This is a genomic window from Microbacterium sp. K2 (genome assembly GCF_051365005.1).
GTDB classification, from domain to species: domain Bacteria; phylum Actinomycetota; class Actinomycetes; order Actinomycetales; family Microbacteriaceae; genus Microbacterium; species Microbacterium foliorum_B.
Genome location: NZ_JBLWII010000001.1, coordinates 2,290,594 through 2,311,969, shown reverse-complemented (window position 1 = coordinate 2,311,969; position 21,376 = coordinate 2,290,594). Strand labels below are relative to the sequence as shown.

Genomic DNA, 21,376 nt, shown 5'->3' with positions numbered 1-21,376 from the left:
CGCCGACGCTGGCCGATCCGGATGACCACGCCTGAGTTCGCGGACAACCGCGACAACTTCTGCTACCGGCATCCGGATCGGCAGAGCTTCGTGCTCTGCCAGCGGTGCCTGCGCACCATCTGCCCCGAGTGCCAGACGCAGGCACCCGTCGGAGTGATCTGCCCCGAATGCATGGCGGATCAGCGCAAGAACCGCACTCCCGCCCAGAAGCGCGCCGAGCGCCGATGGGGCGGCCGCAACTCCGCCACCGCCACCGTGCGCAGTGGCAAGCCGATCGTCACCTACGTGCTGCTCGCGGTGACGTCGTTCATCGGGCTGGTGCAGCTCATCCCGGGGATCGGCGACGTGATCACGGGTCAGCTGCTGTTCGCGGCTGGATACCTGTATCCGAACCTGTCACTCATGACGTTCGAGCCCTGGCGACTTCTGACCGCTGTCTTCGTGCACGGCGGATTCCTGCACCTCGCACTCAACATGCTCGCTCTGTGGATGCTGGGGCAGAGCCTCGAGCCGATGCTGGGGCGGGTCCGCTTCCTCGCGCTGTATCTGATCAGCGGTCTCGGCGGCTCCGTCGCCGTCGCCTTGCTCGCGCCCGGGACCGCGACGGTCGGCGCGTCCGGTGCGATCTTCGGCCTGATGGCCGCGCTGCTCATCATCGGCAGGCACATCGGTGCGAATGTGACGGGGATCCTCGTGATCCTCGGCATCAACTTCGTCGTCGGATTCGTGTTCTCTCAGAACATCGCCTGGCAGGCGCACCTCGGCGGTGCGATCGTCGGAGCACTGATCGCCTTCATCCTCACCAGAACCCGAAGGCGCGAGCAGCGCACACTGCAGATCGTGCTGCTCGCCGCGGTCGTCGTCGCCCTGATCCTGATCGTCGCCCTGTTGGTGCCGTTCCTGATCACGACGGTTTACTCCTGATCAAGAGTTGTTAACAGGGTTGTCAACCGTTGTGAATAACATGGGTGTAATTCTCCCCAGGGTGGGGATAACCTGTGGATAACTCTCGTTCGTCGGGAACGGAAGAAGGCCCCTCTCGCCGGAGCGAGAGGGGCCTTCTTCGAAGAGGAGGGGCTGGCGTCAGCGCCAGCGGGTGGTCATCAGGAAGCCGATCAGGGCGATGCCCAGGCCGATCGCGAGGTTCCAGTTGTCGAGGCCCGGGATCGGGAACTGCATGCCGGAGATGTAGAACACGAGAATCCACACCAGACCGAGGAGCATGAAGCCGATCATCACCGGCTTGAACCACACGGCGTTGGGTGCGGCTTCGCCTTCGCTGCGCGGAGCTTCGGGTTCTTCAGTCTTGCGGTCGCGTGCCATTCCCACAGTGTACCCAAGAGTGTCATATCGCGCGGAAAAGCAAGGCCAGAGGGCTGGTGTCCAGGTCTGGCGGATAAGATCTGGCCATGACTGCATCCGTCGTCTCGGGGGAGCGACGCGCACGCCGCCGTCGCCCCCGATCGCGCGCGACCTTCACGAGCGTCCTCGGCGAGCTGTTGCTCACCGGCGGAGTGCTCGTGCTCCTCTTCGTCGCGTGGCAGATGTGGATCGGCGACATCATCATCGCCGCGCAGAAGAACGACGAGGGCGCGGCCATGTCTCAGACACTTGCTGAGGCCCCGGCACCCGAGCCGCCGCCGCTGGTCGAGGGGGAGGACGGCACGACCTACTACGAGCCCGTGATCCCTGCCGCACCCGCAGACGCGGAGTGGTTCGCACAGATGCAGGTCCCGCGCTTCGGGTCCGAGTACAACGTCGGCATCTACGGCGGCACGAGCCGTGCGCGCACTCTCGACGACCTCGGAATCGGCGTGTACACCGACTCGAAGATGCCCGGCGAGGTCGGCAACTTCGCCATGGCCGGGCACCGCACCACATGGGGCAAGCCCTTCAACCAGCTCGACAAGCTCCAGGTCGGCGATGCGATCGTCATCGAGACCCCCGACGGATGGTTCACCTACCGTTTCCGGACGCTGGAGTACGTGAAGCCCACCCAGACCGACGTGCTGCTCGATGTGCCGCAGATGCCCGGCGTCGAGACCGGCGAGAAGTACATCACACTGACCGCCTGCTCCCCGCTCTACTCACTGGCCGAACGCATCGTGGCCTACGGGCTGTTCGAGAGCTTCCAGCCGCGCTCCGAGGGCCCGCCCGCAGCCCTCACCGACCCACCGCCTCCGCCGGCTGCGCCGTCGATCTAGCCGAACGGAACGAGACACATCATGTATGCCGCCCTCTGGCGCCTGCTGCCCGGTCCGTGGTGGCTGAAGCTCTTCTTCCTGCTCGTGCTCATCGCAGCGGTGCTCTACGGGCTGTTCTGGTTCGTGTTCCCGTGGGTGAGCCCCCTGATCACCCCGGGTGAGGTCGATCTCGAATGACCCGCGTGCTGGTCGTGGACAACCACGACAGCTTCGTGCACACCCTCGTCGGTTATCTCCGTGAGCTCGGCGCCGACGTCACGCTCATCGAGGCGGATGCCACCGACGCCGTGCAGCTCGCGGGTATGCTGCCCGCGTTCGATGCGCTGCTGCTCTCGCCCGGACCGGGCGCTCCGGCCGATGCCGGGGTCTCGATCGACGCCGTGCACCTCGCTGCGCGCATGCGGATGCCGCTCCTCGGGGTCTGCCTCGGGCATCAGGTGATCGGCGCGGCGTTGGGCACCGCCGTGTCGGAGGCGCCCGAGCTGATGCATGGCATGGTGTCGCCGGTCACGCATGACGGTTCGGCGCTCTTCGCCGGGATCCCCTCGCCGTTCGATGCCGGCAGGTATCACTCCCTAGCCCTCGCGGAGTCGGCGCTGCCGTCTGACGTGGTCGTCACCGCACGCACCGACAGCGGCACCGTGATGGCCCTGGCACACACCCGGCTGCCGATTCTCGGGGTGCAGTTCCACCCCGAGAGCGTGCTCACCGAAGGCGGCTACCGTCTGCTCGCGAACTGGCTCGAACTCTGCGGCGACGCAGACGCCGTGGCGCTGTCATCGAACCTGCATCCGCTGTCGGGGGAGTGACGCGCCGCTGACGTGTCGTTCCAGACTCTGTGCGCTCACTCGACGACCGGTGTGCCGGCCCGCGGGAGAGCGAGACGGATCAGTCGGCGGCGACGCAGTAGCGCAGTTCGACGGTCGAGCCGATCGCGACATCGCCCGGCGCGGCCGACATCGACGACACGGTCGGAGGCTCGGTCGGCGTGCAGTCGATCAGCTCGACCGGGCTCGGCGTGAGCCCGATGCGTTCGAGCTCCGCCTGCGCGGCATCCATGGTCCATCCCGTGACGTCCGTGAGGGTCACCCGGCCGCTGGCGACCACGAGATTGACGACGGTCTGCGGCGCGACTTCGCTCTCGGCGGCCTCGCTCGCCTCCATCACCGTCTCTGCTGCCAGGCCCTTGTCGTTGCGCTGGATCACTGTGCCGAGTTCGAGACCCGCTGCCGCGAGAGCATCCTTTGCGGCCGTCAACGACAGACCCTCGAGAATCGGCACCATCACGGTCTCCTTGCCGGATGACACGTAGATGGTGACGGAATCACCCTCGCTGACGGCTGTGCCGCTCTCCGGATCGGTGCGGATCACGTTGCCCTCGACGATGTCGTTGCTCGACTCGAGCACGAGCTTCGACGTCAGATCGAGCTCGCCGAGATCGTCCTGGGCGCGCTCGGATGAGACGTTGACGAGATCAGGCACGACACGAGCGCTCGACGGCACGTCATCCGGGCGCATGCTGAGCGTCCACACCCAGAACAGCACGGATGCCAGGAGCACCGCGAGCAGCGCGACGCCTGCCCAGATCCACGCGACCGGCGGACCGGACTGCGTGCGAGCCATGGTCGTGTCGGTGCTCAGCTGGCGCAGCGATCGGGCGGTCTCCTGCGCGGCGCGCGGACTCGGACCGTACAGCTCGCTGGTGAGCGCGCCGAGTTCCTTGCGGCTGGGCGCGTGACCGGAGACCGCGGAGTCGAGCGCTGCGCGGAAGTGCGCAGCATCCGGGTACCGCTGGTATGGATCCTTAGCGAGTGCCCGCAGAACGATCGGGTCGAGTGCGCCGGGGGAGTCCTCGTTCACCTCGGTCGGAGGCACGGGGGTCTCGCTCACGTGCTGGTAGGCGACCGCGACCGGCGACTCGCCGCGGAACGGCTGACGACCGGTGAGCAGTTCGTAGAGCACCACGCCCGTGGAATACAGGTCTGCCCTGGCGTCGACCGGCTCTCCCTTGGCCTGCTCGGGCGAGAAGTATGCGGCGGTGCCGATGATCTGCGTGGTCTCGGCGACGGTCGACGACGAGTCGGACACGGCTCGGGCGATGCCGAAGTCCATGACCTTGACCTGGCCCTTGTCGGTGACCATGACGTTGCCCGGCTTGATGTCGCGATGCACCACGCCCGCGCGGTGCGAGTAGTCGAGTGCTTCGAGGATGCCGTCGACATAGCGCACGGCGTCTTCGACAGGCACCGGACCCTTGGCGATGATGTCCTTCAGCAGGGTTCCGCTGATCAGCTCCATGATGATGTACGGAGGCTCATCGGTGCTGCTGTCGGTGGTCGAGGGGTCGCCGGCGTCGTAGACGCGGACGATCGACGGGTGCGACATGCGCGACGCCGACTGCGCCTCGAGCCGGAAGCGCGTGCGGAACGCATTGTCACGCGCGAGCTCGGGGTCGAGGATCTTGATCGCCACCGCACGGCCCAGCGTCAGGTCGTACCCGCGGTACACCTTCGCCATGCCGCCGTGCCCGATGAGCTCGTCTACGCGGTAGCGTCCCGCGAGAACTCGTGGCTCTGTCGACACGTACTGACCCCCTGATACGACCTTATGGATGCTCTAGCCTACGGCGCGAGCGGTTTACTCGCCTGAGTCGCCGCCGTCTGTGTCGCCCTCACCGGGATCCGGTGCGGCAGGCAGGATGGGGACGCCCGGCATGGCATCCGACTGCTCGGACGGCATGTCGCTTCCGCAGAACACACGGAACGTGGCGGTGATCGTCTGTCCGGCCGTGCCGGGGATGATCTGCGTAGAGAGCACGCTCGGACCGAAGCTGCGGATGGACTCACCCGAGTTTCCGCCCGAGAAGGTCGCGTTGGTGAGCGTCACCTCGAAGGCCGATCGCGCCGGGGTGCCGGAGGGGCACTCGAAGCTGGGCCAGTTGAGCGTGACGGGCTCGCCCTCGGTGGCGGTGCCGGCGATGGTAGGGGTGCCCGAGGGCTTGCCCACCTTCACCTGCTCCTTGAAGGTCGTCAGCATGATGGTCGTACCCTCGGGGACGTTTCCACCCGGCTGGACCGATTCCACGGTTCCGACCTGATTCGCGCTCGGGGCGATGGTGTTGCCCACCGTGCACTCGGCCTGCAGCCCGGCGTTGACCGCCGCGGCCTGCGCCGCCTCGCACTGCATTCCGACGAGACCGAGAGCGTCGACGTCGACGAGTTCGGGCTCAGGCGTCTCGGTCTCGGTGGGCGTCGGCTTGGGCGTCTGCGAGGCCGTCTCGGACTGGGTCGGCGCGGGCTCCGGGTCACTCGGGTTCATCAGCGCGAACACGGTTCCGCCGAGCACGACCACCAGCAGGGCGATCAGAGCGACGAGCGGCCACGTCCACGGGCTGCGCTTCTTCTTCGTCTTCTCCGCGTCCTCATCGGCCTGCTCGCCGGTGGGCAGCTGAGCCGTGGTGGGGAGGATGCGAGTAGTGCCGTCGTCGCCCGATGCGGTGAGCAGTCGGGTGGCGTCGTCGGAGGCCACGCCACCGGTCGCGATGGCCGGCACCGCGATCGCCGCGGAGTTCAGGTCTCCTCGGCGCAGTGCCTGCGCGGCGCGTGCCACCGTCGCGGACGACGAAGGCCGGTCGGCCGGCTTCTTGGCGATCATCGCCATGACGAGGTTCTGCACCGGGATCGGCACGGTCGGCGGCAGCGGCGGAGGCTGCTCGTTGATCTGCGCCATCGCGATGGCGACCTGCGACTCACCCGTGAAGGGGCGCTTGCCTGCGAGGCACTCGTACGCGACGATGCCGAGCGAGTAGGTGTCGGTCGCCGGCGATGCCGGGTGCCCGGAGGCCTGCTCGGGCGAGAGGTACTGCACGGTGCCCATGACCTGACCGGTCGCCGTCAGCGGCACCTGGTCGGCGATGCGGGCGATGCCGAAGTCGGTGATCTTGACGCGGCCGTCGGGCGTGATCAGCAGGTTGCCCGGCTTGATGTCGCGGTGCACGAGACCGGCCGCATGGGCGGCCTGCAGAGCGGATGCCGTCTGCGCGACGATGTCGAGGGTCTTGTCGGCGCTCAGCGCGCCGTCGCGCTCGAGCACGGTCGAGAGAGCCTCGCCGGGCACGAGCTCCATGACGAGGTAGGCGCTGCCGTTCTCCTCGCCGTAGTCGAAGACGCTCGCGATGCCCTCGTGGTTGACGAGGGCGGCATGGCGCGCCTCAGCGCGGAACCGCTCGAGGAACCCGGGGTCCCCCATGTACTCGTCCTTGAGGATCTTGATGGCCACGGTGCGGCCGATGACGTGATCCGTCGCCTCCCACACCTCGCCCATGCCGCCGATCGCAATACGCGACTGCAGCTCGTAGCGACCACCGAACGACACACCCTGCGTCGGTCTCATCTGCCCAGCACCGCCTCTATGACCTTCTTTGCAATCGGAGCGGCGATGGTGTCGCCGGATCCTGACTGCCCTTGTCCGCCGCCGTCTTCGACGAGGACCGCTACTGCCACTTCCGGGTCGTCCGCCGGTGCGAAACCGGTGAACCACAACGTGTAGGGCTTGTTACCGTTCTCGGTCGTGCCTGTCTTTCCAGCCACATCGACCCCGTCTATTCTTGCACCCTGCGCAGCGCCGTTTGAGACGCTGGCGACCATCGAGGCCGCGACCTGCTCGGCGGTCGTCGCATCGGTGGCCTGGCCGAACTGGGTGTCGTCGTACGCACGGATGACCGAGAGGTCGTTGCCGATCACGGTGTCGACGAGACGGGGGTTCATCACGACGCCGTCGTTCGCGATCCCGGCCGCCACCATCGCGATCTGCAGCGGTGTGGAGGTGACCTGTCCCTGCCCGAATCCGGTGAGCGCGGTCTGCGCGTCGTCGAGCGCCCGCGGGTAGCTCGAGGGCGTGGATTCCAGCGGCGTCGAGAAGCTCTGGTTGAAGCCGAACTTCTCGGCCATCTCGCGGATCGCGTCGTCTCCGAGCTCGACCGCGAGCTCGGCCATCGGGATGTTGCAGCTCAGCCGGATTGCTTCGGCGATGGTGACGGTGTCACCGCTGCCGCACGTGCCGCCCCAGGCGTTGGCGACCGTGTTGCTCGAGCCCGGCAGCGTGTATCGAGCGGGGTTCGGGAGCGTCGAGTCGGGCGTCCAGTTGCCCGACTCATAGGCCGCGGCCGCCACGACGAGCTTGAACGTCGAGCCAGGGGGGTTGAGGTCGCCGGCGATAGCCCGGTTCGAGAGCGGCTTCGTCGGGTCTTCGTCGAGCTGATCGTAGGTCGCGTTCGCGGCATCCGCGTCGTGGGTCGCGAGCAGGTTGGTGTCGAAGCCGGGCGTCGACACCATGGCGAGAATCCGCCCGGTCTTCGGCTCGATGGCGACGACAGCGCCGTTGAGTCCCTGCAGGCCCTCGTAGGCCGCTCGCTGCGCAGCGGTGTCGAGAGTCAGCTCCACACTGAATCCGCTCTGCGGCTGGCCCGAGAGGATCCGCTCGATCTCGGCGAAGAACGCGCTCGAGCCGGTGCCGGAGAGATCGGCGTTCATCGCCCGCTCGATCCCGGTCGCCGACTGCAGAGCGGGGTTGAAGTACCCGGTGACGGGCGCCCACATCGCGGCATCCGTGTAGACGCGCTGGAACTGATAGCGGTCGTCCGAGGGCGTCGAGGAGGCGATCGCCACGTCGTCGACGATGATGGATCCGCGTTGGATCTCGTAGCTGTCGAGCAGCGTGCGCCTGTTGTTCGGGTTCTGCCCGAGGGAATCGGCCTCGACGACCTGGATCCAGCTGGTCGCCGCGAAGAGCGACAGGAACATGAACAGCATCACGATGCTGAGACGGCGGAGCTCTTTCGTCATGTCAACCGATCACCGCCCTGGGTTGGCTGCGGACACCGTCGGAGATGCGCAGCAGGATCGCGACGATGAGCCAGTTGGCCACGAGCGACGAGCCACCGGCGGCGAGGAACGGGGTGGTCAGACCGGTGAGCGGGATCAGCCGGGTCACACCGCCGACCATGATGAACACCTGCAGGGCGATGGTGAACGAGAGGCCGATGGCGAGCAGCTTGCCGAAGTCGTCCTGACCGGCGAGCCCGATGCGCACGCCGCGGCTGACGAACACCATGTAGAGGCAGAGGATGGCGAACAGCCCGATCAGGCCGATCTCCTCACCCAGGCTGGTGATGATGTAGTCGCTGTGCGCGAGGGGGGTCACCTCGGGGCGACCCTGACCCCAGCCGGTGCCGAGCAGGCCGCCGTGCGCGAGGCCGAACAGGCCCTGCATGGGCTGGAATCCCGCGACGTCCGGGTCGACCTTCTCGGAGTCGAAGAGGAACAGCCAGTTCGTGAAGCGGCCCTGCACGTAGCTGAGGATCTGCGTCGCGACCGCGACTCCCGCGGCGACCAGGCCGAGGCCGATCAGCACCCAGCTGGTCTTTCCGGTGGCGACGTAGAGCATCGCGACGAACATGCCGAAGATGAGGGTTCCGGTGCCGAGGTCGCGCTGGATCACGATGATTCCGAGCGAGATCGCCCACACGACGAGCACGGGGCCGAGCTCGCGCATGCGCGGCCAGGTGATGCCGAGGAACTTCGTGCCCACCGAGGTGAGGCTCTCGCGGGTGCGCACCAGGTAGCCGGCGAAGAAGATGGCGAGGCAGATCTTGGCCAGCTCGCCGGGCTGGAAGGCGAACATGCCGCCGAGCGACACCCACACCTGGGCGTTGGCGTCGGGGATGCGCAGGCCGGGCACGAACGGCAGCAGCAGCAGCAGGATGCCGGAGAGGCCGAAGATGTACGTGTAGCGGAACAGCACCCGGTAGTTGCGCAGCAGGATCACGACGGCGATCGCGCCGGCGAGCGAGATCGCGGTCCACGCGAGCTGCTTGGTCGAGTATGCGTTCCACCCGGTCAGCGACTCGGCGATGTCGATGCGGTAGATCATCGCGATGCCGAGTCCGGTGAGCAGGGTGGCGATCGGCAGGATGAAGGGATCGGCTGCGGAGGCCACGGCGCGCAGCACGAAGTGCACCGCGAACGCCAGGACGGCGAGTCCACCGCCGATCGCGAGGATCATCGGGTCGATGATGCCGAGGGCACCGAGCTGCACGAGGGTGAGGGAGGCGCCGCTGATCGCGACGGCGAACAGAAGCAGCCAGAACTCGCGGTTGCGCTGCGTCTGCGGCATCCGCATCTTCTTGAGGGCCTTGATGACGCTCGTGTCGGCCGTGACGTCGGCGGTCATCCGGCATCCTCCGTGGGCGTCGCGGTGGGCGCGGGAGTGGGCAGGGGAGTCTCGCCGGTCACGCGGTCTGCTCCGGCCTGCAGACGCGTGACGATCGCCTCGGCATCGGAGAAGGAACGGGCGGTGATCGTGCGCTCGACGGAATCGCGCTGGTACGGCGGCAGGTTCGCGAGCAGGATGTCGGTGTCGCGCAGTGGCGTCGACAGCGTGATCGGGCCGATGTTCTGCTGCACGCCCTGGTAGATCACGACACTGTCTTCGTCGGCGCCGACGAAGTAGCGGGTCTGGGTCCAGCTGTAGGCCGCGAAAGCGGCGAACGCGAGCATCGCGACGACCACCAGCATGCCGGCGATCCAGCCGAGTCGGCGGCGCTTGGCGCGACGGCGGTCTTCTTCGATGAGCTCCTCGAGGTACTCGGGGGCCGGCTCGAAGTGGCTGGGCTCGTTCGCCGCCTGCCGAACAGGGTGCAGCCAGTTGCCGCGCGGTGCGCGCACGGGCGGCACGGTGATGTTGGCGGGGTTCGACGCCGATCCGACGATCGTCGCGGTGCCCGAGTGCATGGCGTGCTGTCCGCCGACCTCGACGAGGACGATCGTCACGTTGTCGGGAGCACCGCCGTCGAGCGCCTGCTTCAGCAGGTTGTCGGCCGTGCGCCCCGGTGCCATGCCCATGCGCATCGCCTTGAGGATGTGCGCCTCGTCGACGACACCCGAGAGTCCGTCGGAGCACAGCAGCCAGCGGTCGCCCGGCTGGGTGTGCATGACGAACATGTCGAGCTCGGGGTCGGCGTCCATGTCGCTGAGCACGCGCATGAGCACCGAACGACGCGGGTGGTACCGCGCCTCTTCGGGGGTGATGCGACCCGAGTCGACGAGCCGCTGCACGAAGGTGTGGTCGGCCGTGATCTGGGTGACCGCATCGTCGCGGTAGAGGTAGATGCGCGAGTCGCCGATGTGGCCGATGACCGCGTAGTCGTCGACCATGATGATCGCGCTGAGCGTGGTGCCGAGGCCGGCGAGTTCGGGACGGTCCTTGGCGGCGCGGATCAGATCGCCGGCTGCCGTCGTCGCTGCGGCCTGAAGGGAGGCCTGCGCGTCTTCGACCGAGGTGTAGGGCTGGTCGAGCGGCTCGAGCCGGTGGATCGCGATGCTCGAGGCGACGTCGCCGCCCGCGTGGCCGCCCATGCCGTCGGCGACGACGAACAGGTTCGCCCCGGAGTATCCGGAGTCCTGGTTGTTGGAGCGGACCTTCCCGGTGTGGGAGATCGCGGCGCTCGAGCCTTCGAAGACCATGCCGGGGTCAGGCTCGCAGCTCGAAGGTCGTGGCGCCCACCTTGATCGGGGTGCCGAGGGAGAGGCCGACCGGACCGCCGGTCACCCGCTGGCCGGCGACGTACGTGCCGTTGGTCGAGTCGAGGTCCTGAATGGCCCAGCTGTCGCCTCGGAGCAGCAGGCGCGCGTGATGGCTGGAGGTGTAGTCGTCGCGGATCACGAGAGCAGACTCGCTCGAGCGGCCGATCGTCAGCGTCTCGGTGCCGAGGGGGAGTTCGAGTCCCGCCTTCGGTCCGGAGGTGATCACGAGGCGCTTGGCCGTCGCGACCGTCGCGGGGCCCGTGCTGGGCTTCGAAGAGGCGGGGCGAGATGCGGGGGCTGAGGCGGGTGCCTGCGTCGGGGCGGGCATCGCCGCTGCGGCCTCGGCCGGGAGCTTGCGTACCTTCATTCCGAACAGGTCGGCGCGCAGCGAGTAGACGACGCCGAACACGAAGAACCACAGGATCAGCAGGAAGCCGATGCGCAGCAGGAGCAGGACGAGCTCGCTGGGAGTGCTCACGAGATGGCTCCGAACGCGCGGGTCGCGTCGTCGTCGCGCGGCCGCGGCGGACGTGACGGAGTGGCGACGGGAACGATGCGGAACACCAGATCGGTGCGTCCGATGGTGATGGTGGTCTCGGAGGGCAGCGCCGCTTCGCGCACCTTCTGGCCGTCGACCTTGGTGCCGTTGGTCGAGCCGAGGTCACGCATCATGGCTCGCTCGCCGTCCCAGAGGACCTCGACGTGCTTGCGGCTGGATCCGGCATCGGAGATCGTGATGTCGGCATCTGTTCCGCGGCCGACCACTGTGCGCGCGCGGGTGAGCGAATGGCGACGCCCGTCGACGTCGATCACGGCCTGCCAGTTGACGCGGCCTTCGACCGTGCCCGAGCTGACGTTGATCGTGCCGGTGGCGATCTTGTCGTCGCCCTCGAGTGAGATCGAGAGCGGACCCGAGAAGCTGTAGCCCTGGGCCTTCGCGTGTTTCGTGAGAAGTGCATGCAGCTCATCGGTGAGAGCTCCGCCGAGCCCCTGCATCCGCTCGGCGTCGTCGGTGCTGAGGCGCACCACGAAGTTGTTGGGCGCGATGATGCGGTCCCTGCTCACCACAGCCGCTTTGGTGTCCGCCTCGCGCCGAAGGGCCGAAGCGATCTCCACGGGCTGGATGCCGCTGCGGAAGGTCTTCGCGAAGGCGCTGTTCACAGCGCGCTCGAGACCCTTCTCAAAGCTGTCAAGTAGTCCCACTGGGCTCCTCTGGCATACCGACCGGTACGGACATCGTAGCCAGGTGTGCTGGGTGAACGCCGTCCCGAGGCGGGAAAGCGCCGAGAATCCGGGGGAGTGGGGAGGGGAGCGCGGTCTTGAATGGTGTCTCGCGGCGGTCGTGGGTGCGCGGTTCGGGAGGAGAACTGCGCTTGGGGAGGAGGAAAGAGAGGAGATCCTCCTCCCCAAGGGCAGAAGTCCTCCCGAGGGCGCTGAGCCCGACGCGGCCTCGGTTTCTTGGACAGGCGAAACGCGTGATATCTTTGGGAAGTTGAGTTCTTCGGAGCCCGACATACTCGCGCGAGTGGCGGAATGGTAGACGCGCTGGCTTCAGGTGCCAGTGTCCTTATGGACGTGGGGGTTCAAGTCCCCCCTCGCGCACAGCGAGAAGCAGATGTGAAAAGGCCCGGTTCCTCTTGAGGATGCCGGGCCTTTCGCATGCGTCGGGGTTGTGTCAGCCGCGGATCGACCTGCGTGCCGCCTCGAAGCGCACCCAGTCGTGGTCGGATGCCGGTGTCAGCTCCCATTCTTCGACGGGGCCGCTCTCCCATGCGGTCGCGGCCACAGCACCGCCCGCCTCGGTGATGTCCGTCACGACGCCGGCGTCGAGCCGCCCGCCGGTGAGGAGCTTCTCCTGTGACTGCTTCTTCACTCGACCCCACCACTCGGGCTCGGCTGTTGCGGTGAGCACCTCGCCTTTCTTCAGGACGGCGGCGACAGCATCCGCATCCCCGGAGTCGTCGTCGACGACGAGAACGGGCGCCCGCCGCACGCCCAGCGCAGCGATCACCGCCTCGCCGAGGGAGTCGTAGCTGCCGGTGCTCGTGTGGCGGCCGTCGAGTGTGTGCTCGATGTGAAAGCCCATGGATGAAGGCTACTCACCGCCCGAGCAGGACGCGCGAAGCCACCGCTTTATTTTGAATGACTAAAAATAAGGTACGGTGGAGGGACGATGTGGTGCCGGGGTTGCAGCCCCGGCACCCCTGTCCGTGAGACACCACCATCCCTGACTGAGGAGGCTCGAATGAGTCACGAACACGCCCCAGAGTACAGATCTCTGCCCGCCCCGCTGCTGCGTTTCGCACAGCATGAGGCCGTGCAGCGCATCACCACCGCCGACCTGCTCGCCACCCCGCCTCGCGTGACCGAGTCGGGTCGCTTCGTCGGGCGCGTGGACTCGGGCGGCCTGGGCAGCCCGCGCTTCTTCGTCGGCGAGTACCGCGACGGGCGGATGCCGGCTGCGCTCGTGCTCGAATACGGTGCTTCGTCGGCCGACAAGACCGGCTCGGCGCGGGTGTGGAGCCTCGCCGACCACCGTGGAGCAAGCCCGGACTACCGCCTCGTCCACGACGATTCCTCCCGCGGCTACATCACGGCGTGACCCCGAGCTCACAGCACCCTCGCAGGACTCGCCGCCCCCACGTGTCGGTGGTGGCGGCCGAGTCGTGATGGTGTGAACAGGTGAGACCGCCAGCATCCTCCCGCAACGATGATCAGAGCGACGCATCGCCCGAGTCCGGACCCGTGACTCGACCCCGCCGACGGCGTGGTCGGGTGATCGGCTGGATCAGTGCCGCCGTCGTCGTGGCGCTGGTCGCCGTGGGCGCGATCGCCTACGCGCAGCTGCAGGGAAACGTCACCACCGCGCCGATCCGCTCCGACGACGGAGAGACCGAACCCGAGCTCGCGACGGGGGATCTCAACATCCTTCTGCTCGGATCCGACTCGAGGGCACTCGAATCGGAGGGCTTCGGTGAAGACGACGGCAGTGAGCGCAGCGACGCGATGGTCGTCGCGCACATCTCGAGCGACAACACCCGGATCGACGCCGTGCAGCTTCCGCGCGACACCCTCGGCGACCTGCCCGCCTGCGACGACAACGGACGCGGGTCGTATGGCGGCGGCTGGGGGATGCTGAACGCGGCGCTGCAGTACGGACCCGCCTGCTCGGTCGCGGCGGTCGAGCAGCTCACGGGACTGACGATCGATCATTTCGTGCAGATGGACTTCGAGGGTTTCATCGGCATGGTCGATGCGATGGGCGGCATCGACGTGTGCCTGCCCGAGCCCCTGCAGGACGGCCACGCGAGGCTCGATCTGCCGGCCGGTGCGCAGTCGATCAACGGCGACCAGGCGCTCGCCCTCGCCCGCACCCGGCACGCGCTCGCAGAAGAGAGCGACATCGCGCGCCTCGGGCATCAGCAGATGGTGCTCTCGGCGATCGTGCAGAAGGCGACGAAGTCCGACGTGCTGGTGCGCCCCGACCGTCTCTACGCGTTTCTCGACGCCGTCACCTCGTCGATGACCGTCGACCCCGGGCTCGGCGCGCTGACCGACCTGGCCGGCCTCGCCGCGCGGGTCGCGAACGTTCCGCTGAGCAGCGTGACGTTCGTCACCATGCCGACGACCGAGGCTCCTGAGGATCCCAACCGCGTCGTGCCCACAGCGGATGCCGACGTCATCTTCCGCGCGCTGATCGACGACGTGCCGATCGTGCTGACGACCGACGAGGTGCAGCCCGAGGCGCCGGTGCGCACCGCCCCCGTCCAGATCCTCAACGGTGCGGGTGTCAGCGGCCTGGCATCCCGTGTCTCGGAGGACGCGACCGGCTACGGATACACCGTGGCGAGCATCGCCAACGCCGACCCGAGCGAACTGACGACCATCACCGCCGCCGACACCCCCGACGCCCAGCAGACGGCTCAGGCGCTGGCCGCCGAACTCGGGCTCGCGGTGACCGTTCAGATCGGGGACGTCGAAGGGGTGCACCTGCTTCTCGGAGCGGACTACGAAGCGCTTATCGCCCAGCCCCGCGAGACGCCGGTGCCGCCGCGGCCCGTCGACGCCGTGAACCGCAGCGCAGACACCGACCTCTGCGCCGGCTGAGCGGCCCTCGCTCCCGCTCGATCGAGCGGTAAGCCGAAAGAACGGGTCCGACGCCGAGCGTGCCGTGCAGACGGCCCCGATAGCACGCGGAATCGGAACGCGGACCCCCCCCTTGTCGAGCGACCAGCGGTCGATACCATGAGCAGGACTCGCCCCGTTCCCCAGGACAGCGTGGAGCCTCATGAGACATCGTGCATACATCCGGGCCGCCTTCGCGGCGGTGCTCCTCGTCGTGGCAGGTGCGCTCGTCGCGCCGATGACGGCTACAGCGGCAGGCGAGGCGACTCTGTCGCTGTTCAAACGGATCGAGAACCTCGACACGGGTTCGAGCATCGGCGATCGTTCTCTCTGGGACGTGCAGGCCGTCAATGTCGACACCGGCGAGACCTTCCGCGGGCAGGGGCTCAACGGCATCCAGAGCATGAGGATCCCGCCGGGAACCTACGAGATCTCGGAGATCGTGCGGGCAGACACCCCCGGCGGATATCGATTCGTCGAATGGGAGTGCGGCGGCAGCGTGACGACTGAACCTGTGCGGACCATCACTCTGACATCGGATCAGCAGCTCACCTGCACCGTCGAGAACGAGGCGATCGCGCCCACTCTGACCCTCATCAAAGAGGTCGTAGGCGGGAACGCGGACCCGTCGCTCTGGACGCTGCAGGCTCAGGGGCCGACCAACATCCAAGGGCCCGGGAACTCGGATGCCGTGACCGCCCAGCGGGTGCGGATGGGGCAGTACCAGCTGAGCGAGAGCGGCGGTCCCTCCGGCTACACCCCGAGCGAGTGGACGTGCACGGCGACGACTCTCGCGGGCTCATCGACCCCTCTGCCCGTCGACGCGGCGGGACGCATCGACATCGACCTCGACCAGTCGGTGACCTGTACGATCCGCAACACCGGCTCGGTGCCCAGACTCACACTCGTGAAGGAGGTCGAGGGTCCGGCCGGCGTCACCCTCGACGAGCCTGCCGAATGGACGCTCTCTGCGGCGGGACCCACTTCGCTCTCCGGGGCGACCGCCTCGCCCGACGTGAGCAACGTGGCGGTGGTTGCAGGAACGTACACGCTGTCGGAATCCGGGCCTGGCGGGTACACGGCGGGCGAGTGGGAGTGCGTCGACCTCGCGACCGATCCCGACACACCGTTGGCGGTATCGGCCGGTCAGCTGACGATCGAGGGCGACGAGGACGTTCGCTGCACGGTCGTGAACACCTTTGCCGGCGGTTGGCTGACGCTCATCAAGACCGTCGACGGGCCGCAGCCTCCGCAGGCATGGACCCTGACGGCGGATGACGGTGCTGAGCGGATCGAGGGCGTCGTCGGTGCCGCATCCGTCACGAACGAGCCGGTCGCCGCCGGAACTTACGACCTCAGCGAAACCGGACCCACCGACGGCTACACGACAGACGGATGGCAGTGCACCAACTCCACCGGATTCGTGGACGAGGTCACTGTCGCCGAGGGCGAAGAGGTCAGCTGCACGATCGAGAATGTCTCGCAGACCTCGCACCTCACTCTCGTGAAGGAGGTGGTCAACGCCGGTGGCGGAACGCTCACTGCCGGCGACTGGACTCTGAGTGCGACGGGAGCGGTGGACTCATTCTCGGGCGCCAGCGGTTCTCCGGCCGTGAGTTATGCGCCTGCCGACCCCGGTACCTACGAGCTCGGCGAGTCGAGTGCGGAAGCGGATGCCGCGCTCTACGAACCGAGCGAATGGGAATGCGTCGACGAGGAGACCGGTGCGCCGGAGGTCATGCCCACCGCGACCTCGGTCACGATCGACGGCAGCGAGGACTCGGTCGTCTGCACCATCACGAACACGTGGACGCGGTCGACCCTCACCCTGCAGAAGCGCGTGATCGCCGCATTCGGCGAGCCGCCCCTGCCGGATGCGTGGGTGCTCCAGGCATCCTCGGGCGGAACGACGATCGAGGGTCCGGCCGGGTCGTCCGGCGTCACTCGTGTTCCGATCGACGGCGATCAGACCTGGTCGCTCGCCGAGGTGTCGGGTCCTGATGGCTTCGAGCAGCTGGGATGGTCATGCTTCGGCGGCTCGGTCAGCGATGGGCAGATCACGATCCCCGGGGGGCGCGACATGGTGTGCGAAGCACTGAACAACGCCATCACCCCGCGGATCACCCTCGTGAAAGAGATCGACCCCAGCGCAGGCGGAACGGCCTCGGTGAGCGACTTCGTCGTGAAGACGCGCGGGCCGGGCAACGCCGCGTTCGCCGGAGCCAGCGGAACGGATGCCGTCACGGACCTCTTCACCCCGCCGGGGGAGTACGTGTTCAGTGAGGACGGTCCGGCCGGATACGAGGTGACATGGTCGTGTGTCGGGGCCGTGTTCGATGAGTCGACCGAGCGTGCGCTGCTCGCCTACGGTGACGATGCCGTCTGCACAGCTCTCAATGTCGCGATCGCCCCCTCGCTGAGTCTCACGAAGGAGGTCGAGGGCGGTGACGCGGACCCCGAGCTCTGGACATTGAGCGCCGAAGGCCCGACCGACCTCCAAGGAGCGGGCTCGGTCGACCGGACCGAGGTGGTCGCCGGCGTCTACACCCTCTCTGAGGCGTCCGCCGCTGACGAGGCGACCGAGTACGAGGCTGGGGACTGGGTCTGCGAGGGCGACGGATTCCCCGGCACCGGTGGCGTCCGTCAGACGGGCGACGGCACCGCGGAGCTGACCCTGCCGCTCGACGTCTCCGTCGACTGCACGATCGTCAACACGCTGAACGTGACGACCACGCCCACGCCGACTGTGACCGCGACGCCGACGCCGACGGTCACCCCGACGCCGACGCCGACGCCTACGCCGACGGTCACCCCGACTCCGACTCCGACTCCGACGGTGACGCCGTCCCCGACTCCGACGGTGACGCCGTCCCCGACCCCCGCTCCGACGGTGTCTCCGGGTCCAACGGAGTCCCCTGATCCGACCGCGCCCCCTGAACCCGTGGAACCGGTGACGCCCGATCCGGGAGGATCCGGTGGGGGTCTCCCCGGTACCGGTGGCGACGGAACCCTCGCGCTGGTGCTCGGCGGGAGCGCTGCGCTCGTGGTCGCGATCGGGATCACGCTCCTGGTCGCATCGCGTCGCCGCGCAGCGAAGGAGGAGAACGGCGAGAGCGACCTGGTGGATTGACTGAGAACCGTGCCCCTCTCCAGGCCGAGGGCATCAGACTGGAGGGGACTTCGTTCCCACCGTCAGGAGACGCAATGCCGGACCAGCCTCGTCGAACCCCCAGCCAAGCTGTGCTCAGCGTGCAGCGGGTCGAGCAGGTCAGTCCTGACCTCGTGCGCATTACGGCCGGAGGCGACGGATATGAGGCTTTCACCGACAACGTCTTCGCCGACAAGTACGTGAAGATCCTGTTCGCAGATCCGCGCCACGGACTCACTCCTCCTTATGATCTCGCGCAGCTGCGCGAGGAGAGCCCCGAGAAGCTGCCCACCCGGCGCACCTACACGGTGCGCGCGGCGGATGCCGAGCAGCAGCGCCTCGTGATCGACTTCGTCGTGCACGGCGACGAGGGCGTCGCGGGCCCGTGGGCTCGGTCGGCGCAGGTCGGCGACACGCTCGTCGTCAGCGGAGCCGGCGGCGGGTATCTGCCGACGCCGGAAGCGCCGTGGCATCTGCTCATCGGCGACCACACCGCCCTCCCCGCGATCTCATCGGCCGTCGAGGCGATGGACGCGGATGCCGTCGGGCACGTCATCCTCACGGTGGCCGACCCCGCGGACCGCCTCCTGCCCGAGGTGCCGGCCGGCGTGACGGTTCGATGGACCGACACGGATGACGAGCTGCTGGCCGTCGTCGCCGAACTGCCCTGGGGTGCGGGTCACCCCGGCGTCTTCGCGCACGGCGAGCGCGGCACCATCAAGGCCGTTCGTGCCCTGCTGAAGCAGCGCGACGTGCCGAGAGAGTCGCTGTCGATCTCGGCCTACTGGGCACGGGGCCGTGCCGAGGATCAGTTCCAGGCCGAGAAGCGCGAGCCCATCGGCCAGATCGAGTAGCGCTCGCCCGCGGTCAGAACCCCTCCGGCTCGCGAGGCGTATATGCGCCGGTGAGCGCTTCGAGCTCGGCGGGTTCGAGGTGGATGCTGACGGCCGCGACGGCATCCTCGATGTGACCCGCCTTCGTGGCGCCGACGATCGGCGCCGTGACCGCGTTCTGCTGAGCGACCCACGCGAGAGCGATCTGCGCGCGGGAGACTCCTCGCGCCTCGGCGACGCGAGCGACCGCCTCGACGATGGCGCGGTTCGACTCCTCCTCGCGGCGATACAGCGTCGCTCCGAAGGCATCCGTCGCGGTGCGCGCCGTCTTCTCGTCCCAGTCGCGTGTGAGCCTGCCGCGCGCGAGCGGCGACCAGGGCAGCACCCCGACTCCGGAATCGAGGCAGAACGGGTGCATCTCGCGCTCCTCCTCGCGCTGCAGCAGGTTGTATTGGTCCTGCATCGACACGAACGGCGTCCATCCGTTCTGCGCCGCAACGTGCTGAGCCTTCGCGAACTGCCAAGCCCACATCGACGACGCACCGATATATCGGGCCTTGCCGGAGCGGACGACGTCGTGCAGAGCCTGCATCGTCTCCTCGATCGGCGTCTGCGGATCCCATCGATGGATCTGGTAAAGGTCGACGTGGTCGGTGCCGAGGCGCCTCAGGCTCGCGTCGATGCCCGAGAGGATGTGGGCGCGACTGAGCCCGGCCTGGTTCGCGCCCGGTCCCATGCGCCCGTGCACCTTGGTCGCGATCACGATCTCGTCACGACGGGCGAAGTCGCCGAGCGCCCGACCGACGAACTCCTCGCTCGTGCCGTCGGAGTATACGTCAGCGGTGTCGAAGGTCGTGATCCCGGCTTCGAGCGCTTGCCTGATCAGCGGACGGCTGGCCTCTTCGTCGAGGGACCACCCGTGCGCGCCGCGATCCGGGGCACCGAAGCTCATGCATCCGAGAACCACCTGGGAGATCCGGAGTCCGGAGCGACCGAGCCTCACGCTGTCTGCTGTGTCGAGCATCCGAATACTCCCTCGTGTCGTGGCCTGCGATCGATGCTCTCACGGTGCGGAGCGGTCGGCGCGTCGTTCAGCTGAATCTGAACAGCACGAGGACGAGCACGAAGAAGATCGCCTGCCCGAGGAACGGCGCCCAGAGCAGGATGAGGACCGCGAATCCGCCCTTGACCAGATCGCCTCGCCTGACGAACGCTGCCAGACCCATGGCGACGGCAAGCAGAACTGATGCGATGCCCGGAACCTCGAGGGGGAGCCGCTGGATCGTCCACAGCATCCCCGGAAAGAGAGTCGAGAGGGCGGTGGCTGCGGCAGTCAGCCCGATCACCAGGATGATGACCTCTGCAGTGATCTCGATGCGCTTGTCTCGGCGCTCAGTGACCGTCATCTCAGTGTCCACAGCGGCGAGCCTAGAGACGGATGCTGGGAGCTGACGGCGACGCTCGAGCGCGGTGCTGTCGCTCAGCGCGTGATCGGCGTCTCCGAGGCGATCACCGCACTCGTCATCGGTAGAGCGCCGAGGATGTGCGCGTGACCGTCGACCCACTCGACGGCGATGCCCTCGGCAGCCAGGCCCTCGGGGCGGATCGCGATGTCGAGGAGCGGGAGGGCGAGGTCGCCGAACCGGGCGGCGACCACGGCCTCGAGCCGATCGGCGGTCGTGGCGTGGATGAACCCCGCGTCGTCGAGATGGACACCGCGGGTCGAGACGACGTACTCCCCGAATGCGCGGCTCATCTCCCAGTCGTCTTGGATGGCGATGTGGTGGATCAGGTCGGACACGACGGACTCCTTTAATGAAACGGTCTCGTAGCATTATTGCTAGAGTCATCCTATGACGGGAAAACGAGGTCGGCCTTCCGCCGCGGAGGTGACAGCTCGAGACGAGCGAGTGGTCGACGTCGTGGTCGCTGTGCTGAGTGACGAGGGCTTCGAGGCGCTGACCTTCGATCGTGTCGCCGCTGACGCGCATGTCGCGAAGCGCACACTGTACGGAGTCTTCGGCGACCGCGCCGGCCTCGTGCGGGCGGCGGTCCTTCGACAGCACGCCTATCTCGGTGAGGCAGGAGACGCGGGCGACGACCTTCGGTCAGCATCCCGGGCGATCCTGGCGCACCTGCTCGGAGACGAGGCGATCGGCATCCACCGTGCGATCATCGCCGCTGCTGCCCGGCATCCGTCTCTCGCTGTGGAGTTCTATGAAGAGGGGCCCGGGCGCGCTCAGGTCTTCCTCGCGTCGCACCTGCCGGCGGATGCAACGGTGACGGCGGGGATCCTCTTCACCGCGCTCCTCGGCGAACTCCACCGACGTCGGCTGCTCGGCCTCGCCGGACTTCCGACTCCGGATGAGATCGATGCGCAGGTCGACGGTGTGCTGTGCGCCCTCGGCCTGTCCGGTTGACCCTGACCAGACGGGGGGAATCTTCCCCGCCCAGAGGTCGGCTGTCAACCGCCCTGCGCTCGCC

The 21,376-nt window shown here is 67.8% G+C and carries 21 protein-coding genes and 1 tRNA gene; 10 read left to right on the top strand and 12 right to left on the bottom strand.

Going from position 1 to position 21,376, the window contains the following annotated elements; all coding sequences use genetic code 11:
• Positions 1–21: 21 nt before the first annotated feature.
• A complete protein-coding gene (locus ACLKOY_RS11220) occupies positions 22–924 on the top strand; it encodes a rhomboid family intramembrane serine protease (RefSeq protein WP_436453691.1) in 903 nt (300 codons plus the stop codon).
• 159 nt (positions 925–1,083) lie between these two features.
• On the opposite strand, the gene ACLKOY_RS11215 is transcribed toward ACLKOY_RS11220, so the two are convergent.
• On the bottom strand, positions 1,084–1,323 hold the full coding sequence (locus tag ACLKOY_RS11215; protein WP_140035653.1) for a cell division protein CrgA: 240 nt from the start codon (positions 1,321–1,323) through the stop codon (positions 1,084–1,086).
• Positions 1,324–1,409: 86 nt separating this feature from the next.
• On the opposite strand from ACLKOY_RS11215, the gene ACLKOY_RS11210 reads away from it, so the two are divergent.
• From ACLKOY_RS11210 to ACLKOY_RS11200, 3 genes are read left to right on the top strand one after another with little or no spacing between them, the layout of a single operon-like run.
• Positions 1,410–2,204, top strand: a complete 795-nt coding sequence (locus ACLKOY_RS11210; RefSeq protein ID WP_436453690.1) for a class E sortase — start codon at positions 1,410–1,412, stop codon at positions 2,202–2,204.
• Positions 2,205–2,225: 21 nt separating this feature from the next.
• Positions 2,226–2,381 carry a hypothetical protein gene (locus tag ACLKOY_RS11205; protein ID WP_042541024.1) on the top strand — a complete coding sequence of 52 codons (156 nt, stop codon included), beginning with the start codon at positions 2,226–2,228 and terminating at the stop codon, positions 2,379–2,381.
• Positions 2,378–3,013 carry an anthranilate synthase component II gene (locus ACLKOY_RS11200; RefSeq protein WP_436453689.1) on the top strand — a complete coding sequence of 212 codons (636 nt, stop codon included), beginning with the start codon at positions 2,378–2,380 and terminating at the stop codon, positions 3,011–3,013. The genes ACLKOY_RS11205 and ACLKOY_RS11200 overlap by 4 nt, the downstream gene beginning before the upstream one ends.
• Positions 3,014–3,092: 79 nt before the next feature.
• On the opposite strand, the gene pknB is transcribed toward ACLKOY_RS11200, so the two are convergent.
• From pknB to ACLKOY_RS11165, 7 genes are read right to left on the bottom strand one after another with little or no spacing between them, the layout of a single operon-like run.
• On the bottom strand, positions 3,093–4,787 hold the full coding sequence (pknB, locus tag ACLKOY_RS11195) for a Stk1 family PASTA domain-containing Ser/Thr kinase (protein ID WP_140035656.1): 1,695 nt from the start codon (positions 4,785–4,787) through the stop codon (positions 3,093–3,095).
• Between the two features lie 54 nt (positions 4,788–4,841).
• Positions 4,842–6,596, bottom strand: coding sequence for a protein kinase domain-containing protein (locus tag ACLKOY_RS11190; protein ID WP_436453688.1), 1,755 nt, complete (start codon positions 6,594–6,596; stop codon positions 4,842–4,844).
• Positions 6,593–8,047 carry a peptidoglycan D,D-transpeptidase FtsI family protein gene (locus tag ACLKOY_RS11185; RefSeq protein ID WP_436453687.1) on the bottom strand — a complete coding sequence of 485 codons (1,455 nt, stop codon included), beginning with the start codon at positions 8,045–8,047 and terminating at the stop codon, positions 6,593–6,595. The genes ACLKOY_RS11190 and ACLKOY_RS11185 overlap by 4 nt, the downstream gene beginning before the upstream one ends.
• 1 nt (position 8,048) lies before the next feature.
• A complete protein-coding gene (locus ACLKOY_RS11180; RefSeq protein WP_363573288.1) occupies positions 8,049–9,434 on the bottom strand; it encodes an FtsW/RodA/SpoVE family cell cycle protein in 1,386 nt (461 codons plus the stop codon).
• Complete coding sequence (locus ACLKOY_RS11175; RefSeq protein WP_363573286.1) at positions 9,431–10,726, bottom strand: PP2C family serine/threonine-protein phosphatase; 1,296 nt, start codon at positions 10,724–10,726, stop codon at positions 9,431–9,433. The genes ACLKOY_RS11180 and ACLKOY_RS11175 overlap by 4 nt, the downstream gene beginning before the upstream one ends.
• 7 nt (positions 10,727–10,733) lie before the next feature.
• Complete coding sequence (locus ACLKOY_RS11170) at positions 10,734–11,264, bottom strand: FHA domain-containing protein FhaB/FipA (protein WP_140035661.1); 531 nt, start codon at positions 11,262–11,264, stop codon at positions 10,734–10,736.
• Positions 11,261–11,989: an FhaA domain-containing protein gene (locus tag ACLKOY_RS11165; RefSeq protein WP_436453686.1), complete on the bottom strand. Its 729-nt coding sequence runs from the start codon at positions 11,987–11,989 to the stop codon at positions 11,261–11,263. The genes ACLKOY_RS11170 and ACLKOY_RS11165 overlap by 4 nt, the downstream gene beginning before the upstream one ends.
• 316 nt (positions 11,990–12,305) lie before the next feature.
• Here ACLKOY_RS11165 and ACLKOY_RS11160 point away from each other — a divergent pair.
• Positions 12,306–12,388 (top strand) — tRNA-Leu (locus tag ACLKOY_RS11160).
• A 73-nt stretch (positions 12,389–12,461) separates the two neighbouring features.
• Here ACLKOY_RS11160 and ACLKOY_RS11155 read toward each other — a convergent pair.
• On the bottom strand, positions 12,462–12,872 hold the full coding sequence (locus ACLKOY_RS11155) for a hypothetical protein (protein ID WP_436453685.1): 411 nt from the start codon (positions 12,870–12,872) through the stop codon (positions 12,462–12,464).
• Between the two features lie 159 nt (positions 12,873–13,031).
• Between ACLKOY_RS11155 and ACLKOY_RS11150 the strand changes: the two genes are divergently transcribed.
• The 4 genes from ACLKOY_RS11150 to ACLKOY_RS11135 all read left to right on the top strand — a co-directional run bounded on the left by ACLKOY_RS11150 (position 13,032) and on the right by ACLKOY_RS11135 (position 18,913).
• Entirely contained in the window at positions 13,032–13,388 is a 357-nt protein-coding gene (locus ACLKOY_RS11150; protein ID WP_436453684.1) for a hypothetical protein, read from the top strand.
• Between the two features lie 143 nt (positions 13,389–13,531).
• Positions 13,532–14,893 carry an LCP family protein gene (locus ACLKOY_RS11145; RefSeq protein ID WP_436453683.1) on the top strand — a complete coding sequence of 454 codons (1,362 nt, stop codon included), beginning with the start codon at positions 13,532–13,534 and terminating at the stop codon, positions 14,891–14,893.
• A 181-nt stretch (positions 14,894–15,074) separates the two neighbouring features.
• Positions 15,075–18,041: a hypothetical protein gene (locus ACLKOY_RS11140; protein ID WP_436453682.1), complete on the top strand. Its 2,967-nt coding sequence runs from the start codon at positions 15,075–15,077 to the stop codon at positions 18,039–18,041.
• A gap of 74 nt (positions 18,042–18,115) precedes the next feature.
• Complete coding sequence (locus ACLKOY_RS11135) at positions 18,116–18,913, top strand: siderophore-interacting protein (protein ID WP_436453681.1); 798 nt, start codon at positions 18,116–18,118, stop codon at positions 18,911–18,913.
• A gap of 13 nt (positions 18,914–18,926) precedes the next feature.
• On the opposite strand, the gene ACLKOY_RS11130 is transcribed toward ACLKOY_RS11135, so the two are convergent.
• The 3 genes from ACLKOY_RS11130 to ACLKOY_RS11120 form a co-directional block, all read right to left on the bottom strand.
• The gene (locus tag ACLKOY_RS11130) at positions 18,927–19,916 is read right to left on the bottom strand and encodes an aldo/keto reductase (RefSeq protein WP_436453680.1); all 990 of its coding nucleotides are present in this window, start codon (positions 19,914–19,916) and stop codon (positions 18,927–18,929) included.
• Positions 19,917–19,983: 67 nt separating this feature from the next.
• Positions 19,984–20,310, bottom strand: a complete 327-nt coding sequence (locus tag ACLKOY_RS11125) for a hypothetical protein (protein WP_436453679.1) — start codon at positions 20,308–20,310, stop codon at positions 19,984–19,986.
• A 62-nt stretch (positions 20,311–20,372) separates the two neighbouring features.
• On the bottom strand, positions 20,373–20,693 hold the full coding sequence (locus tag ACLKOY_RS11120) for a DUF952 domain-containing protein (protein WP_436453678.1): 321 nt from the start codon (positions 20,691–20,693) through the stop codon (positions 20,373–20,375).
• A 52-nt stretch (positions 20,694–20,745) separates the two neighbouring features.
• On the opposite strand from ACLKOY_RS11120, the gene ACLKOY_RS11115 reads away from it, so the two are divergent.
• A complete protein-coding gene (locus ACLKOY_RS11115) occupies positions 20,746–21,312 on the top strand; it encodes a TetR/AcrR family transcriptional regulator (RefSeq protein WP_436453677.1) in 567 nt (188 codons plus the stop codon).
• Positions 21,313–21,376 lie beyond the last annotated feature (64 nt).

Bases quoted from the DNA above. Each gene is read 5' to 3' on its own strand.
- ACLKOY_RS11180 (WP_363573288.1), bottom strand. From the start codon at position 9,434: ATGACCGCCGACGTCACGGCCGACACGAGCGTCATCAAGGCCCTCAAG.
- ACLKOY_RS11135 (WP_436453681.1), top strand. From the start codon at position 18,116: ATGCCGGACCAGCCTCGTCGAACCCCCAGCCAAGCTGTGCTCAGCGTG.
- ACLKOY_RS11140 (WP_436453682.1), top strand. From the start codon at position 15,075: ATGAGACATCGTGCATACATCCGGGCCGCCTTCGCGGCGGTGCTCCTC.
- ACLKOY_RS11175 (WP_363573286.1), bottom strand. From the start codon at position 10,726: ATGGTCTTCGAAGGCTCGAGCGCCGCGATCTCCCACACCGGGAAGGTC.
- ACLKOY_RS11150 (WP_436453684.1), top strand. From the start codon at position 13,032: ATGAGTCACGAACACGCCCCAGAGTACAGATCTCTGCCCGCCCCGCTG.
- ACLKOY_RS11155 (WP_436453685.1), bottom strand. From the start codon at position 12,872: ATGGGCTTTCACATCGAGCACACACTCGACGGCCGCCACACGAGCACC.
- ACLKOY_RS11210 (WP_436453690.1), top strand. From the start codon at position 1,410: ATGACTGCATCCGTCGTCTCGGGGGAGCGACGCGCACGCCGCCGTCGC.
- ACLKOY_RS11190 (WP_436453688.1), bottom strand. From the start codon at position 6,596: ATGAGACCGACGCAGGGTGTGTCGTTCGGTGGTCGCTACGAGCTGCAG.
- ACLKOY_RS11185 (WP_436453687.1), bottom strand. From the start codon at position 8,047: ATGACGAAAGAGCTCCGCCGTCTCAGCATCGTGATGCTGTTCATGTTC.
- ACLKOY_RS11115 (WP_436453677.1), top strand. From the start codon at position 20,746: ATGACGGGAAAACGAGGTCGGCCTTCCGCCGCGGAGGTGACAGCTCGA.
- ACLKOY_RS11130 (WP_436453680.1), bottom strand. From the start codon at position 19,916: ATGCTCGACACAGCAGACAGCGTGAGGCTCGGTCGCTCCGGACTCCGG.
- ACLKOY_RS11200 (WP_436453689.1), top strand. From the start codon at position 2,378: ATGACCCGCGTGCTGGTCGTGGACAACCACGACAGCTTCGTGCACACC.
- ACLKOY_RS11220 (WP_436453691.1), top strand. From the start codon at position 22: ATGACCACGCCTGAGTTCGCGGACAACCGCGACAACTTCTGCTACCGG.
- ACLKOY_RS11215 (WP_140035653.1), bottom strand. From the start codon at position 1,323: ATGGCACGCGACCGCAAGACTGAAGAACCCGAAGCTCCGCGCAGCGAA.
- ACLKOY_RS11205 (WP_042541024.1), top strand. From the start codon at position 2,226: ATGTATGCCGCCCTCTGGCGCCTGCTGCCCGGTCCGTGGTGGCTGAAG.